This is a genomic window from Paenibacillus sp. PAMC21692 (assembly GCF_014303795.1).
GTDB lineage: Bacteria > Bacillota > Bacilli > Paenibacillales > Paenibacillaceae > Pristimantibacillus > Pristimantibacillus agaridevorans.
The window spans coordinates 2979323-2994330 of record NZ_CP060293.1 but is presented as its reverse complement, the minus strand read 5'-3'; the positions used below and the strand labels follow the sequence as shown (position 1 = coordinate 2994330).

11 protein-coding genes are annotated in these 15008 nt (G+C 56.4%); 5 read left to right on the top strand and 6 right to left on the bottom strand.

The window, feature by feature from the left end; all coding sequences use genetic code 11:
* The first annotated feature begins 200 nt into the window (after positions 1 to 200).
* The 5 genes from H7F31_RS11685 to H7F31_RS11665 all read left to right on the top strand — a co-directional run bounded on the left by H7F31_RS11685 (position 201) and on the right by H7F31_RS11665 (position 8585).
* A complete protein-coding gene (locus H7F31_RS11685; protein ID WP_187104324.1) occupies positions 201 to 803 on the top strand; it encodes a bifunctional transcriptional activator/DNA repair enzyme AdaA in 603 nt (200 codons plus the stop codon).
* Positions 787 to 1362 carry a methylated-DNA--[protein]-cysteine S-methyltransferase gene (locus H7F31_RS11680; RefSeq protein WP_397374308.1) on the top strand — a complete coding sequence of 192 codons (576 nt, stop codon included), beginning with the start codon at positions 787 to 789 and terminating at the stop codon, positions 1360 to 1362. Before H7F31_RS11685 ends, H7F31_RS11680 begins: the two co-directional genes overlap by 17 nt.
* The gene (locus H7F31_RS11675) at positions 1359 to 2174 is read left to right on the top strand and encodes an SPL family radical SAM protein (RefSeq protein ID WP_187104323.1); all 816 of its coding nucleotides are present in this window, start codon (positions 1359 to 1361) and stop codon (positions 2172 to 2174) included. Before H7F31_RS11680 ends, H7F31_RS11675 begins: the two co-directional genes overlap by 4 nt.
* Before the next feature lie 263 nt (positions 2175 to 2437).
* Positions 2438 to 6364: an endo-1,4-beta-xylanase gene (locus H7F31_RS11670; RefSeq protein ID WP_187104322.1), complete on the top strand. Its 3927-nt coding sequence runs from the start codon at positions 2438 to 2440 to the stop codon at positions 6362 to 6364.
* 73 nt (positions 6365 to 6437) lie between these two features.
* Positions 6438 to 8585, top strand: coding sequence for an ABC transporter transmembrane domain-containing protein (locus H7F31_RS11665; protein WP_187104321.1), 2148 nt, complete (start codon positions 6438 to 6440; stop codon positions 8583 to 8585).
* A 233-nt stretch (positions 8586 to 8818) separates the two neighbouring features.
* Here the strand turns inward: H7F31_RS11665 and H7F31_RS11660 are convergent, their stop codons facing one another.
* From H7F31_RS11660 to larE, 6 genes are all read right to left on the bottom strand, one after another.
* Entirely contained in the window at positions 8819 to 9193 is a 375-nt protein-coding gene (locus H7F31_RS11660) for an MmcQ/YjbR family DNA-binding protein (protein WP_261800388.1), read from the bottom strand.
* A 14-nt stretch (positions 9194 to 9207) separates the two neighbouring features.
* Positions 9208 to 10389: a MalY/PatB family protein gene (locus tag H7F31_RS11655; RefSeq protein WP_187104320.1), complete on the bottom strand. Its 1182-nt coding sequence runs from the start codon at positions 10387 to 10389 to the stop codon at positions 9208 to 9210.
* Positions 10390 to 10579: 190 nt separating this feature from the next.
* Complete coding sequence (locus H7F31_RS11650) at positions 10580 to 11830, bottom strand: glucuronate isomerase (RefSeq protein ID WP_187104319.1); 1251 nt, start codon at positions 11828 to 11830, stop codon at positions 10580 to 10582.
* Between the two features lie 15 nt (positions 11831 to 11845).
* On the bottom strand, positions 11846 to 13351 hold the full coding sequence (gene larC / locus H7F31_RS11645; RefSeq protein WP_187104318.1) for a nickel pincer cofactor biosynthesis protein LarC: 1506 nt from the start codon (positions 13349 to 13351) through the stop codon (positions 11846 to 11848).
* Positions 13348 to 14028, bottom strand: coding sequence for a nickel pincer cofactor biosynthesis protein LarB (gene larB, locus H7F31_RS11640; RefSeq protein ID WP_187104317.1), 681 nt, complete (start codon positions 14026 to 14028; stop codon positions 13348 to 13350). Before larB ends, larC begins: the two co-directional genes overlap by 4 nt.
* Positions 14028 to 14843, bottom strand: a complete 816-nt coding sequence (gene larE, locus H7F31_RS11635) for an ATP-dependent sacrificial sulfur transferase LarE (RefSeq protein ID WP_187104316.1) — start codon at positions 14841 to 14843, stop codon at positions 14028 to 14030. Before larE ends, larB begins: the two co-directional genes overlap by 1 nt.
* Between the last annotated feature and the right edge of the window lie 165 nt (positions 14844 to 15008).

Sequence of the window (15008 nt, the reverse complement as noted above, 5' to 3'; positions counted from 1 at the left end):
CATTTTTTGAAGGTTAGCTTTCTGAACTCTCCGCCACCAGAGAAACATAGGGCCTATGTAAACGGGGATCCGTTCTTGTTCCAACACCCTATTTGAGGAGACTTATGGCTGAATATGTCTTTCGAAATCTTGCTTTTCCAATAGGATATACGCGCGCGCTTCGTCCTCGGCGGTTATACTTATAGCAGAGGTGATGGCAGATGTACAGGGACGAAATCATTCCCCGCAGAGCGGGAGATCGCCCTTCGGTGGCGGAATGGGAGGCTATCGTCGGCAACGATGGCGCAAGCGACGGAACGTTCTGGTACGCGGTTCGGTCGACGGGCATCTTCTGCCGACCTTCCTGCAAATCCAAACCGCCCCTTCGGGAAAACGTCTCCGTCTTCCGGTCGCCGGATGCCGCCGGAAGCGCCGGGTACAGACCGTGTAAACGATGTAAGCCAACAGGCGTGCGTCTGCCCGACGAGGAATGGATCTTGACGATAACGGACTATATCCGTGAGCGGTACATGGAGCCATTGACGCTGGAGAAGCTGGCCGAGATCGGCCATGGCAGTCCGTATCACCTGCATCGGATTTTCAAACGAGTGACGGGCGTTACGCCCGTCTCTTACATTCAGGAGTTCCGCATACGGCGGGCAAAGGAGCTGCTTGCGGAGAGCGGCGTTTCCGTAGCGGAGATCGGCGCGCGGGTCGGCTTGCCGAACGCCCCTTATTTTATTACGTTGTTCAAGAAGGTTACGGGGTGCACGCCCGCCCAATATCGGTTATTACAGCGCAAGGAGGATGCTAATCATGAATAAGCAAGCCGGAGGAAGCCGTCTATATTGGTCTCTCATTGCATTCGGAGACAGCCATATGCATATCGCGGAGACCGAGCGGGGTCTCTGTTACGCCGGGGCGCTGGGCGAACCGTTCGACGAAATGGCGGAGCGGTGTACGCGTCGATTCGGTCGCACAGAATGGATTCGGGATGACGAGCGGATGAAGCACTATGGCAGTGAGCTTGCGGAATACGCGGACGGGAACAGATCGTTGTTCGAAGGGAAGTTGGACCTGCGGGGCACTCCGTTCCAGCTTCGGGTATGGAAGGCGCTTCTGGACATCCCCTTTGGCGAGACCCGAAGCTACGCAGATATCGCGAAGGCGATCGACAGCCCTTCCGCCGTTCGCGCGGCAGGCACAGCGATCGGCGCCAATCCGGTACTCGTCTTCGTGCCATGCCATCGCGTCATTGGCAAAAACGGGGCGCTTTCGGGCTATCGCGGCGGATTGCCGATGAAGAAGCTGCTGCTTGAGCTGGAAGACGGGGCTGTCCATTCCAGTACAGGAGTTCATCTTGCGATGGGCTCATCCCGATGACGAGAATTGTCCGCAAGGAACCCAAGACGCTGCTGAACAAAGGAACGGGATTTCTGGAGGGCTACAGCCACTCCTTGAATCCCTATTCCGGCTGTTCGTTCGCCTGCTCCTACTGTTATGTGCGCGGCATGCCCGTCTCCTTGTTCCGGGGGGAGGAGTGGGGCTCGTGGGTGGATGTCAAGCAAGGCGCGGCAGATGTGCTTCGCAAGGAGCTCGCGAGGGCCAAAGCCAAAGGACCTGTCACGATCTTTATGTCGTCAAGCACGGATCCTTATCAGCCGGCGGAAGCGCGGGAAACCGTTACGCGTTCGCTGCTGGAGGTGATGACTCAGCTTCCTCCCGACTTCCTGCTGGTGCAGACCCGCAGCCCGCTCGTAACGCGCGATATCGATCTGCTGCTTAAGCTTGGCAAATGCGTTCGGGTCAGCATGACGATAGAGACGGATCGCGAAGACATTCGCAGGGCGTTTACTCCTTCCGCTCCTCCGATTCCTGCCAGGCTGCGGGCGCTGCGCGAGTTAGCCGAAGCAGGTGTACCAACGCAGGCGGCCATAGCTCCCCTGTTGCCAAGCAGCGATGGGTTCGCCGAGACTCTGCGCGCGGTCGTGGACCGTGTATGCGTCGACGATTATTTCATGGGTGACGGCAGCGGCGGCAAACGAACGAAGCGGCTTGGCATCGACAAGCTGTACGATGAGCTTCAATTGCAGGAATGGTATACGCCTTCCGCCTATCGCACCTTGCTGGAGCGATTGCGGCGAGCATTTCCGCCGGAGGCCGTCCTTGTAAGCCAGGCCGGCTTTCTCCCCTGACAAGCCGCAATCGCTTGAAGCATGTGCCGCGTCTTGAACATGCGGTCTTCCGTCGGGAGGCGGGAACGCCCCCCATTCCCGGCTTCTTCCACCTTTGCCCTCGAATATATGTTTAATATGTCCAGTATGTTCTATAGTTTCTTAAGCAAACGCTTACAACCCCCGCGATATAATGAAAGTCGGGAGGCTTGGCAAGGTCTGCCTTGCCTTGGCGGCATCCTGCCGCAGCTTCTACCACTTATCCGCAAGGGGGAAAACAAGCAATGAGGAAATCGCTTAAACAGGTCATTGCGGTCGCGCTGGCCACGCTGTTGCTGCTGCCGGCAGGCTGGTCAGCCGGGATTTCGATGGCTGAGGGCGCAGAATCGGCACCGGACAACATCGTATTGTCCCAAAGCTTCGAAGATGGACAGACCGGCGGCTGGGCATCCGTCTGGGGTGGTCCCGGCACTGTCTCCATCACCACGGAACAGGCTTCGGAAGGCTCTCATTCCTTGCTCTTCAGCGGCCGTGAAACGCGCGGCAACAGCCCCAGTCTGAACCTAACGGCTCTCATGACTTCCGGCAAAACCTACGACCTCTCCCTCAAAGTACGATCCGGCTCCGGCAGCGATACGTTCCATGTCGCTTCCAAGGTCGAATCCCCGCTTCTGGAAAACAAATACCCCTGGATCATCGGCAACCAAACGGTATCTTCTACGGAATGGACGACCTTTTCGATCCGCAACTACGAGGTTCCGGCAAACACAACCGAATTCCGTATTTGGGTAGAATCCGCCAGTGATTCCGTCTCAACGGCGGATATCTACATCGACGAGGTGCTGATCAAAGACGTGACGCCGGATACCTCGCCAGGCGGCGGCGACCTCGATCAAACCGGCTTGACGGCCGACTTCGAGAACGGTTCCGGCAACTGGGCCATCAGAAGCGGCAGTCCTGGCGAAAGTATCGCAGTCTCCGATGCAGACAATCATACCGCCGGCGGCGGAGGCAGTCTGCTGGTGAACGTGTCGTCCCAATACAACGGCCCTATTCTGGATGTGATGGGCAAGATGCACAGAGGACATCAGTACAAGCTCTCGGCGTGGGTCAAGATGGCCCCCGGAGAGCCGCCAACCTCGCTTCGGCTCAGCGTACAAAGCGGCGACAGCACATATACAAACGTCTCCCCCAACGTGACCGCAATGGACGGAGACTGGGTTCAACTGTCCGGTTCCTTTACAGTCGCCACTACTCCGAGCGTATTAAAGGCCTATGTAGAGACGGCTCAGAAGCCAGCCGCATCTGTTGCCTTCTATATGGATGACTTCGTCCTCTCCTATATCGGTCCCGTGGCGGCGCCGAAGCCGATTCAGAATTTGACTCCGATCAAGGAAACCTATGAGGACTACTTCCTGATCGGCAACGCGGTTGGAGACGCCGAGTTCGACGGCAACCGCCTGGATCTGTTAAAGCGGCATCATAACGTCGTAACAGCGGAGAATGCGATGAAGCCGGATTATGCCTACAATGAGAGCAGGCAGTTCGACTTCGCCGCGGAGGGTGCCCTGATCGCCAAGATCGAAGCGAACGGGCTTCTGCTGCACGGTCACGTCCTTGTCTGGCATCAGCAGATGCCGTTATGGTTAAGCACCGCGGAGGATAATACGCCGTTCAGCAGGGAAACTGCGCTGGCCAATCTGCGGACGCATATCGAGACAGTCGTGGAGCATTTCGGGGACAAAGTCATATCCTGGGATGTTGTCAACGAAGCCATGAGCGATAATCCCCCCAATCCGTCCGACTGGCGGGCCTCGCTGCGAAATTCTCCGTGGAAAGCGGCCATTGGCGACGACTATGTCGAACAGGCCTTTCTGATCGCCAAGGAAGTCATTTTGGACAACGGCTGGGATATCAAGCTCTATTACAACGACTACAACGACGACAACGCGAACAAGTCTACCGCTATCGCCAATATGGTGAAGGAGCTTAACGATAAATACGCCGCGACGCATAACGGCGAGCTGCTCATCGATGGAATCGGCATGCAGGCCCATTACAATCTCAATACGAAACCTGACAACGTGGAAGCGTCTCTTGAGCGTTTCATCGCGCTTGGCGTAGAGGTCAGCATTACGGAGATCGACATTACGGCCGGCGATAATGCGACTCTGTCCGATGCGCAAGCGAAGGCGCAAGGCTACTTGTACGCGCAGCTCATGAACATTTACAAGAAACATGCCGATCATATTGCGCGCGTGACGTTCTGGGGGCTTAACGACGCTTCCAGCTGGAGATCGGACAATAACCCGCTCCTCTTTGACAGGGAGCTGCAAGCCAAGCCGGCCTATTACGGAGTTATCGATCCTGACTTATTTATCGAACAAAATCCTCCCGTAGACGTCACGGCCAAGGAAACGGCGGCACGTTACGGCACGCCTGTCGTAGACGGCGTAATTGACGGGATCTGGAGCACGACGGCCGACATCCCCGTCAATCAATATCAGATGGCGTGGCAAGGCGCCTATGGCACGGCCAAGGCGCTATGGGACAACGAATATTTGTACGTGCTGTTCCAGGTCAACAACGCCGAGCTCGACAAAAGCAGTCCGAACTCATACGAGCAAGACTCCGTCGAAATATTCCTGGATCAAAACAACGGGAAAACCTCGTCCTATCAGAACGATGACGGACAATACCGGGTCAACTATGACAATGAAACGTCATTTAATCCGCCCTCCATCGCCGAAGGATTCCATTCCGCAACCGCGATTAACGGAACGAACTATACGGTGGAATTGCGGATACCGCTGACGTCGGTCACCCCGCACATCGGTTCGAAGCTTGGTTTCGACGTGCAAATCAACGACGGCAAAAACGGCTCCCGTCAAAGCGTCGCGACATGGAACGATATGACAGGCCAAGGTTATCAGGACACCTCTGTCTACGGGGTGCTTGCCCTTCTCGGCCAAGGCTCCGGTAACGGCAACGGGAACGGGAACGGCGTAATTGTTCTCCCCAATTCCGGGGCTGTGATCAGCAAGGAGGGCGTCGTCACCATCCAGCCTCGGGCAGCTTTCAAGGATGGCCGTTCGACCGCCTTGGTAACTGGCGACAACTTAAAGGATGCACTGAAGCTGGCGGACTCCGGCTATGGAGGAGCCAAACAGATTTGGATTGAGCTGCCGACGCAGGCGAACGCGTCGTCTTACGAAATTGTATTGCCGACGGAAAGTCTGCGAAACAAAGAATCCTTCGTGCTCGCAGTAAAGATGGGCGCCAACATGATCTACATTCCGAGCGGCATGTTGTCCGGCACGGACGGTTTATCCGCCGAAATTTCCATTCGAATATCGGACACGGCTGCGACAGAGCTGGACTCTGCTGTTAAGACGCTTATCGGAGACCGTCCCGTCATCGAGCTGCAAATGCTGGACGGCGACCGTATCATCCCATGGAATAACCCGGATGCACCTGTTACAGTAGTTGTTCCTTATACGCCAGCGGCAGAGGAGATTCTGCACCCGGAAGGAATCGTGGTCTGGTATATAGATGAATCGGGTGCGCCTACTCCGGTCAAAAATAGCATTTACGACCAAAGCGAAGGCGCAGTCGTGTTCCGGACGACACATTTCAGCACCTACGCGATTGCTTATGCCAGCCCTGCTTTCCGGGATCTGTCCGGCGTGAAATGGTCCGAAACCGCAATACATGCAATGGCTGCACGCGATATCGTGAGAGGGGTCGGCGATAACTTATTTTCGCCAAAAGCCTCTATCTCGAGAGCCGACTTCGTCGCTCTGCTGGTGCGAGCGCTGGAGCTGCAACAAGCGGACTACGAGGCGGAAATGTTCGAAGATGTCCCTTCGGACGCTTATTATTACGAGGAACTGTTAACCGCAAAGCAACTAGGAATTGCAGCAGGCATCGGAGAGCGCCGTTTCAATCCGGATAGCCCGATCACTCGCCAGGACGTTATGGTGCTGACGATGCGCGCGCTGAAAGCAGCCGGGATCGAGGTTGCGGCTTCCTCGGAATCGACGTTAGACAAGTACGGCGACGCCGAAAAAATGGCCGGGTATGCAAGAGAGAGCGCGGAGGCGCTCGCGGACCTAGGTATCATTGTCGGCAAAAACGGCAGCCTGGCGCCAAGAGACATGCTCACCCGAGCCGAAGCCGCCGTCATTCTCTATCGACTCTGGCAGTTGTAAGATCGGATCTTGGCATATTTACAGACCGCCCTCTTCTGAAGTACGCTAGAGTTACTTGAGAGGCGGTGTCCCGTTGCAGTTGACCACAATGATTCTGTCGCAATTATGGAAGCATAAGCTTTGGACGGTGCTGTTCCTGCTGGCCCTCGTTCTGGAGGTTGCCTATGCGGTAGCAGCGCCTTACAGCTTGAAATTTATTATGGACGAAGCGCTGATTCCGCGAAACATGGAGGTTTTCCTCCTTATTCTGGGCATTCTTCTGATCGGAGGCACAGTCAGCGTGCTCGCGAATTTGCTGGGCGACTATTCGCTCGGCATTCTTAGCGGCAATACGATTAGGACCCTTCGAGCGAAGCTGTTTTCGCATCTGCAAAAGCAATCGCTTCCCTTCTTTCAGCAATATCGAATCGGCGACCTGACGACACGTTTCTCGTCGGACATGTCCTCGATTGAGGGCCTCGTCCGATTGACAAGCCCTTCGCTGCTGAAGGAGTCGTTCTCGGTCATTCTCGGGTTGACGGCTCTTTTCCTGCTGGAGTGGAGACTGGCGCTCGCGCTACTCGCCGCCTCCCTGCTTATGATGATCGCTCCCAAACTGATGCAGAAGCGGGCGGAAGCCGCGACGATCGCCTACCGCGATGCGCAAGCCGACTTCTCCAATACGATTGACGAGATGATCAAAGGTCACCGGACGATCAAAGGTTTGCATCAGCAGGAACGATTCGCGGCCCGCGGCGGCAGCGACATTAAAGGGCTGTTCACTCTAGGATTCCGGCTGCATATGACAAGTTCGCTGATGGAAAGGATTCCACTGGCCATCATGCTGCTGACCAACGGCGGTCTGATTGGCCTTGGAGGGTATCTTATTTTCCGGGAAATGATGAGCATCGGAGACTTTATGGCTTTCTTCACCCTATCGCTGACCGTTGCGCAAGGAGGAGCCAATCTGTCGTATCTCATTCCGGATTTCATCGAATCCGGCGTCAGCTTCCGGCGAGTGGGAGAGGTGCTGGAGGTAGAGCCAACCGTGCCGGAAGCCGACAACGCCAAAACGCTACAGCAGGAAGTCGGAACGTTTCGGTTAAACCAGGTGACATTCGGTTATTCCGATACGACGACGCAGCTGCGGAATGTAAGCCTGGCCATTCCTTCGGGCAGCTACGTTGCCTTCGTGGGCTCCAGCGGCTCCGGCAAAAGCACGGCGCTGCAGCTGCTGGCCCGCTTCTACGATCCTCGCGAAGGCGCCGTGATGGCCGATAACCTGGACCTCCGCTCCATCAGCGAAGTTTCCTTGAGACGGTACGTCACATTGGTTACGCAGGAAACCTTCTTGTTCAACACCACCATTCGCGACAATCTCGTGCTCGATCAGAGCGGCCTGACCGATGAAGCGCTGCGCGAAGCCGCCGAAAAAGCGAGGATTCATGCCGTTATCGAGCGCTGGCCGGATGGCTACGATACGAAGGTGCATCACGAGGGAGGCACCTTGTCGGGAGGCGAACGCCAACGGCTTGCCATCGCGCGGGCGCTCCTCCGCAAACCGAGGCTGCTCCTGCTCGATGAGGTGACGTCCGCGCTTGATCCCGCGACGGAGGCGGATATCAACAAGCTGCTGCTGGAGCTTCGCGGCGATCATACTCTCGTATCCGTAACGCATAGACTGGATTCCGCCGCACAAGCGGATCTGATCTTCGTCTTCGACCAAGGTGTCGTCGTCGAATCCGGTTCGCATCCCGAGCTGATGGAACGCGGCGGCGTTTATCGGGGTTTATGGGACAAGCAGCATGGCTTCCGCCTTTCCGAAGACGGCAGACATGCCGCCGTGCAGGGAGAGCGTTTGTCCAAGCTTGCTTTCTTTTCAGGTCTGGAATCGGACGCGCTGGAGGAGATCGCCGCCCATTTCGCGACCGAAACCTTCAAGGCAGGAGAAGATGTCGTCACCGAAGGCGAGGAAGGCGACAAATTCTACATTATCGTGCGGGGCCGGTTCGAGGTACGCAAGGAGATCGAAGGGCAAGGCGAGATCACCGTTGCGGTGCTGCAGGACGGCGACCATTTCGGCGAGATCGCGCTGCTGCGGGATATTCCGCGTACGGCGACCGTCAGGGCTTCGGCATCCGGAACCGTGCTGTCGATGAAGCGGGAGTCGTTCCTGGGCATTACCGCCAGGTACCCGCAGATCCGTTCCGTACTGGAGCAATCGCTGTTGGAGCGAACGTGATAACAAATTACCCGACAACTATTCGACAATTCCGAAAGCGTCCTGTTGCCGCCTAACGGGCAAATAGCGTCGATTATGTCTGTTAGAGTTTTATACGTGAAAGGACCTCGAACTCCACTGTAAGTGGAGATGAGGTCCTTTTTCTTAAAAAATCCGACTTAATGCGGGGCTCGAAAAATCACAAATTGACTTTTGGGGCTTTATAGATGCGTATGGAGGGGCAGTAAGCGGCATTAGCCTCGTTTGAATTGAAGCCATGCCTTCGCGAGTCCCTTGGGCGCGGCCAGCAGGTAAGCCTCTTCCAAAAGATCGGCGATCATTTCCCAGTCCTCGGGATGATTGATGCTGATCCAGCCATACCGGCCGATGTATGGAGCCCGAAAGAATCTGGCGTCTTGAAGCAAGATCTCTGCGTTTTCCGGCGTAGACTTGATATGCATAACGGAATCCCGCATCATAATGAACGACTTGCCCTTCACCTTATATACCGTGTGTCCATGGCCGTCGACAAGCTCGGTCGATTCGGGAAACTCCGCGCATATCGACCGAACCCGTTCCAGCATAGCCTGTCCTTCCTCCGTCTTCATGCCGCTATCCTGCTGCTCCACGTACATCGCCGCCTTTATCGGGATTCCAGACCGTTTGCCGCCTCCGCGAATTGACGGAGAGCCTTCTCGAGAATAAACCTTGGGCAAGCCAGGTTGATACGCAGCCAGCCTTCGCCTTCGCTGCCAAATGAAGAGCCTTCGTTGAAGACGACCTTGGCGCGCTTATACATCAAATCCTTGAGACCCTCCTTATCGAGTCCCAATTCCCTGCAATCCACCCACAGCAGATAGGTTCCGTCCGGCTTCATCGGCTTTACCGATGGCAGATGTTGCTGCAAGTATTGGAGCGCGTAAGCGAGATTGCCTTCCACATAGGCGAACATGTCATCCAGCCATTGCTCGCTCTCATTATAGGCAGCTACGACCGCATCCTGCGCGAAATGGCTGGCCATATGGAGAGACAGCGTTTGGATCCGCTTGTCCAGCTTGGCTTTGAGTTCCTTATTGGAAACAACCATAAAGGAAGTTACAAGGCCGGGCAAATTAAACGTCTTCGTGACGGACAACGTCGTAATCGTAATGTCGGCAATCTCCGGAGACAACGTCGCGAACGGCGTATGGACATGCCCCGGGAACGTCAAGTCGCAATGAATTTCGTCCGATACGACAATGACGCCGTAACGCAAGCACAGCTCTCCCAGCCGCAACAGCTCGCTCCGCTCCCATACCCGTCCGCCGGGATTATGCGGACTGCACAGCAGGAGCAACTTGGCTCCGCCCTGGAACAAAGTTTCCAGATGCTCATAATCCATGTCATATCGACCGTCTTTGAGGATCAGCGGGTTCTTGGCTACCTTGCGGCCGTTGTTTTCGATGACGTTGTAGAACGGATAATAGACCGGCGATTGCAGCACCACTTGATCGCCCGGCTCGGTAAATTGCTCGACGCACAGGCTCAGGGAAGTGACGACGCTCGGCGCATCGCCGAGCCAGGCCGGATCGATATCCCAGCCATGGCGGCGTTTGAACCAGCCCACGATGGACTCCGAATAATCGTCCGTCCGGATTGCATAGCCGTAAGCGGCTAACTCCGCACGGCGCTTAAGCACCTCTTGCACGGCTGGAGGACTCGGAAAGTCCATGTCCGCTACCCATAGAGGAAGAACATCTTTGTCGCCAAACATATTTTCGGATTGATCCCACTTGTAGGATCTCGTATTGCGGCGATCCAGCAATTCGTCAAAATTTACAGTCACGCGTTTCACCTCTTCTGCAGCGTACGGGCGCGAGTCTCCTCGCGCCGCCTATTGTTTGTCATCATTTTACCGATTCCGTCCTTGCTAAGCAACAGCTATATGTAATTTCGGATCCTTGGATCCGTAGATCCCCATCCAGCAGAAAAGCTCCCGCTCCGCCGTTGCTGCGGAATGGGAGCCTGGATCGATCTTAAGCTTCGCGGCCAAGGAAACGCCAGAAATTGCGATGATACATATCTTCCAGATCGCGTTTGATCTCCTCGTCGGTTACGCGCCAGCCGCTTTCCAGCAGCTTGACATACTTGTCCGCGAGCACTTCGCCGACGATCTTGCGGGAATATTCCCACTTGTAGATGAGCTGCTCGAACACGCGACAGTCGGAGTGGATCGGGATCATCGTCGTTCCGAGCAATTCGATCCGGAAGCGCGTCATCTCTTCCACGATGGAGTCCGTATTCAGGAACCACCAGCAGCCGAAAATCATCAGATTGCGGAATTTGCGGGCAAGCACCGCAAGCTCGTGCTGATTCTCGCGGGCCAGCATTGTCACGATGAACTTCTGCTCCGGATACTTCCGGCACAGCGCCTCCATCGCGGACACATCGGACTTCATGCTCATGTCGCCGGCAAGCTTAAGCCCTGGATTGGATGCCCGGCGCACGCCGATCATTAGCGCGAACGGAATACCTTGCTCCTGACAGACCGGAATCATCACTTCGTCGATCATGGACGTGCGATGATGTTCGGCCGGATACGCGAAGTCGCCAGGCATGGAAACGGCCAGATACAACGCGTCCATGCGAATAATCCATTCTTTGAGAAAGCGGCGCACCTCGTTTTTGGTCCCTTCGGTCCATGCCTCTTCCACCCGGTAGCCTTGTTTGTTCAGCTCTTGGACCGCGAACGGCCAATTATTGAGCAAAGAATCGACGCGCAGGGCGGCGTAGAAACGAGGATCCTTTTTGCCGTTGCCGGCTTCCCAAACGGGACGTTCCAGCGGATCGAACGGATCGTTGGTCATGACGATTCGCTCAACTTTGGCGATCTCCATCACGGCGTCTACCTGCTCGTTCACGCTGCGCTTCGCGAAGGCCTCGCGGTAATCGTCCAGATTCCTCGACGATACGTCGATGCCAAGGCGATTAAGCATCGTAATAAATCCGCTTGCCGCCTCGCTCACCGGCGAATGCTCGACGAACAGCCGCTGCCAGATCAGATCGGCCTGCTCCTTCTTGGATAAGGACCAGAATTCGTCGTAAGGCTGGTCCGTTCTGCGGAACGACTCCGACACCAAATAATGGTATACAAGCAACTCGTCCACGCCCCATAGCAACAGTTCCCCGTACTCGGGCGCGTACAGATGGGTGTGCATGTCGGTGACGGGCAGCGTGTTTGCCAGATGTACCGTTCTCTCTCTTAATTGCCGAATCTCTTCGTTCATCGGTTGGATCCTCCCCTATTCTCCTTGCTTGTCGCGGAACAGAAGCGATTGGAATACTTCCTGGTACACTTCCTCCAGCGAGACGCCGTATTTCCGCGCGGCCTTGGCCGCGTCCTCGTACTCCGGCGAAGACTTCACTAGCCGTTCGCCGTCATGCGCTTGCTTTACTTTGATCATGCCGTAACGGGTCTCCGCCTCCACCCAGCTTCTGTCCAGGATACGTCTGTCCGCTTCGTAGCTCCGCACGCCGAACGTCGACGTTTCCAGAAGCAGAATATCTTCGCAGGCAGCTTTGTCCCGCGCATGGCATAGGACGGTCAGGAGGACGCCAGGCCTGTTCTTCTTCATAAATACCGGCGTGTAATAAACATCAAGCGCTCCGACGCCGAACAGTCTCTCCATCGTATAGCCGAGCCGTTCTCCCGTCGTATCGTCGACCTGCGTCTCCAGGACGAGGATCCGCTCCGCCTGGGCCGCGTTCTCTTCGCGGTAAAGAACGGCACGCACGACATTGGGATGATCCATGTCCTTTGTTCCCGCGCCGTACCCGATCCGTTCGACCACGCCGGCAGGAGTCGGTCCGAACGACGACGCCAGCGCTTTGACGATGCCAGCCCCAGTTGGCGTAGTCAACTCGCCTTGCGCCGTAAACGCCGAGATCGGCACGCCGGTCATTATCTCCGCCGTCGCCGGGGCTGGGATTGGATAAACGCCGTGCGCGATTCGAATACGGCCATGACCTACAGGCACCGGCGATACCACGATCCGGTCGATGCCGAGATTCTCCAGCGCCAGACATACCCCAATGATGTCCACGATGGAATCCATCGCGCCGACCTCATGAAAATGCACATCCGCCGGACTCATCCCGTGGATCTTCGCTTCTGCTTCCGCGATAACTTCGAAGATGGCAAGGCATCGCGCCTTGACCCGCTCCGGCAGCGCGGAATTCCGGATCATCGCCAAGATGTCCGAGGCTTTGCGATGCTCGTGGTCGTGATGATGATCATGAGTATGGCCGTGGTCATGGGCGTGCTCGTGTGAGTGCGAGTGGCCGTGGTCATGGCTGTGCTCGTGTGAGTGCGAATGACCGTGGTCATGGGCGTGCTCGTGTGAGTGCGAATGACCGTGGTCATGGCTGTGCTCGTGTGAGTGCGAATGGCCGTGGTCATGGCTGTGCTCGTGTGAGTGCGAATGGCCGTGGTCATGGCTGTGCTCGTGAGAATGCGAGTGACCATAGTCGTGTCCGTGCTCGTGTGAGTGTGAATGACCATGGTCGTGTCCGTGCTCGTGTGAATGCGAATGGCCATGGTCATCCTGGCTCTCTTCAAAACGAAGGTCGAGCCACTTGGCTGAGATGCCTTTGCGAATAACCGGCACGAACGCCATGGTGAATTCGTCGATGGGCAGCATACGCAATTGCTCGCTAATATAGGCCGTATCCGCCCCCAGATCAACCAGCGCAGACAACGTCATGTCGCCGGCGATGCCGGAGACGCAGTCCAGGTATAACGTCTTCATTTTTCGCTCGCCTCCGCAACCAATTGCAAAATAACCGCCGCCTGGTAAGCGGCGCCAAACCCGTTGTCAATGTTGACGACCGTGACGCCTGACGCGCAGGAGGTCAACATCGCCAGCATCGTCGTTACGCCCTGCAGATTCGCCCCGTATCCCACCGAGGTCGGCACCGCGATGACGGGACGCCGCACGAGTCCGCCCGCAACGCTGGCGAGCGCGCCTTCCATCCCCGCAACAGCGATGACGACGGATGCTGCGCGAATGCGATCCATCTGAGCCAGCAGACGATGGATTCCTGCGACGCCTACGTCATAGATGCGGTCCACTTGGCAGCCCATCCATTCCGCCGTGCAGGCCGCTTCCTCTGCTACGGGAATATCGGATGTTCCCCCGGTCAGAACCGCCACGGTTCCGGGCAGCCGCTTCGGTTCGCCGTCCAAACGAATAAGCCGCGACACCGGATCGTAGACGGCTCCCGGGTACGCGGCCTGAATTCGCTCCGCCATTTCCGCCGAAGCCCTCGTTACGAGAGCCCGGCCATGAACCTCGGCGACGCGGCCGAAGATCGCTTCCGCTTGCTCCGGCGTTTTGCCAAGTCCGAAGATGACCTCAGGGAAGCCCGTACGCTCCTCCCTGTCCACGTCCAGCTTGCAAAAATCCATCTCCTCGTATCCGGACATTAGACGGCTCCTTCCAGCTTCAGCGCTTTGTTCATGCTGCCGCTCTTGTAACCGCCCATGTCCATCGATACGTACAGAAAGCCGAGCTTCTTAAGCTCGTCGGAAATAACGGACGCGTGACCGACCAGCTCGACCATGGCTGAGGGCTCAACCTCGATGCGCGCAAGATCGCCGTGCACTCTTACCCTCACCTGGCGGATGCCAAGCGATCGGATGAACCGCTCCGCAGAGCCGACTTTGTTTAACTTTTCGATCGTAATCTCTTCGCCATAAGCGATACGGGAGGACAAGCAGGCGAAAGACGGCTTATCCCAAGTCGACAGCTCCGCGCGCATGGACAGCTCGCGAATTTCTTCCTTGCCTAATCCAGCCTCTTGCAACGGTCCCCGCACGCCTTTCTCCTTCGCCGCCTGTACGCCCGGGCGATGCTCGCTCATATCGTCGGCGATCAAACCGTAGACGATATGGCGATAGCGGCCATCCTGAACGAACGGCTCCAAATGCTCGAACAGGCTTCTTTTGCAGAAGTAGCAGCGATTGCCGTTGTTTTCCTTGTAGCCGGGAATGTTAAGCTCCGAGGTCTCGATGACGGCATGATTGGCGCCCATCTGAAGCGCCAGCGTCCTCGCAGCTTCCAGCTCTTCGGCCGGATACGTCTCGGAATCCGCGGTTACCGCCAACACTTTATCCTTGCCTAACGTCTCCAGCGCCGCATAAAGGAGGTACGTGCTGTCCACGCCTCCCGAGAAGGCGACGACAACAGAGCCCATTTCGCGCAAAATCTCTTGAAGTCTCTCAACCTTTTCCTGAGCCATAACGCCCCTCCTTCATTGTGCTGCTTGTTGTGCCGCGAGCCGATTTTTTTCGGCTTACAGAGTCGATAGTTACTTCGCGTCATGCTGTAACCCGATTTTCTCGGCTTACAGAGTCGAAAGTTACTCCGCGCCATGCTGTAACCCGATTTTCTCGGCTTACAGAGT

What these genes read in the sequence shown, in the direction of transcription:
- H7F31_RS11650 (WP_187104319.1), bottom strand. Translation starts at nt 11,830, where the DNA reads ATGAACGAAGAGATTCGGCAATTAAGAGAGAGAACGGTACATCTGGCA.
- H7F31_RS11680 (WP_397374308.1), top strand. Translation starts at nt 787, where the DNA reads ATGCTAATCATGAATAAGCAAGCCGGAGGAAGCCGTCTATATTGGTCT.
- H7F31_RS11670 (WP_187104322.1), top strand. Translation starts at nt 2,438, where the DNA reads ATGAGGAAATCGCTTAAACAGGTCATTGCGGTCGCGCTGGCCACGCTG.
- larB (WP_187104317.1), bottom strand. Translation starts at nt 14,028, where the DNA reads ATGTCCGGATACGAGGAGATGGATTTTTGCAAGCTGGACGTGGACAGG.
- H7F31_RS11675 (WP_187104323.1), top strand. Translation starts at nt 1,359, where the DNA reads ATGACGAGAATTGTCCGCAAGGAACCCAAGACGCTGCTGAACAAAGGA.
- larC (WP_187104318.1), bottom strand. Translation starts at nt 13,351, where the DNA reads ATGAAGACGTTATACCTGGACTGCGTCTCCGGCATCGCCGGCGACATG.
- larE (WP_187104316.1), bottom strand. Translation starts at nt 14,843, where the DNA reads ATGGCTCAGGAAAAGGTTGAGAGACTTCAAGAGATTTTGCGCGAAATG.
- H7F31_RS11685 (WP_187104324.1), top strand. Translation starts at nt 201, where the DNA reads ATGTACAGGGACGAAATCATTCCCCGCAGAGCGGGAGATCGCCCTTCG.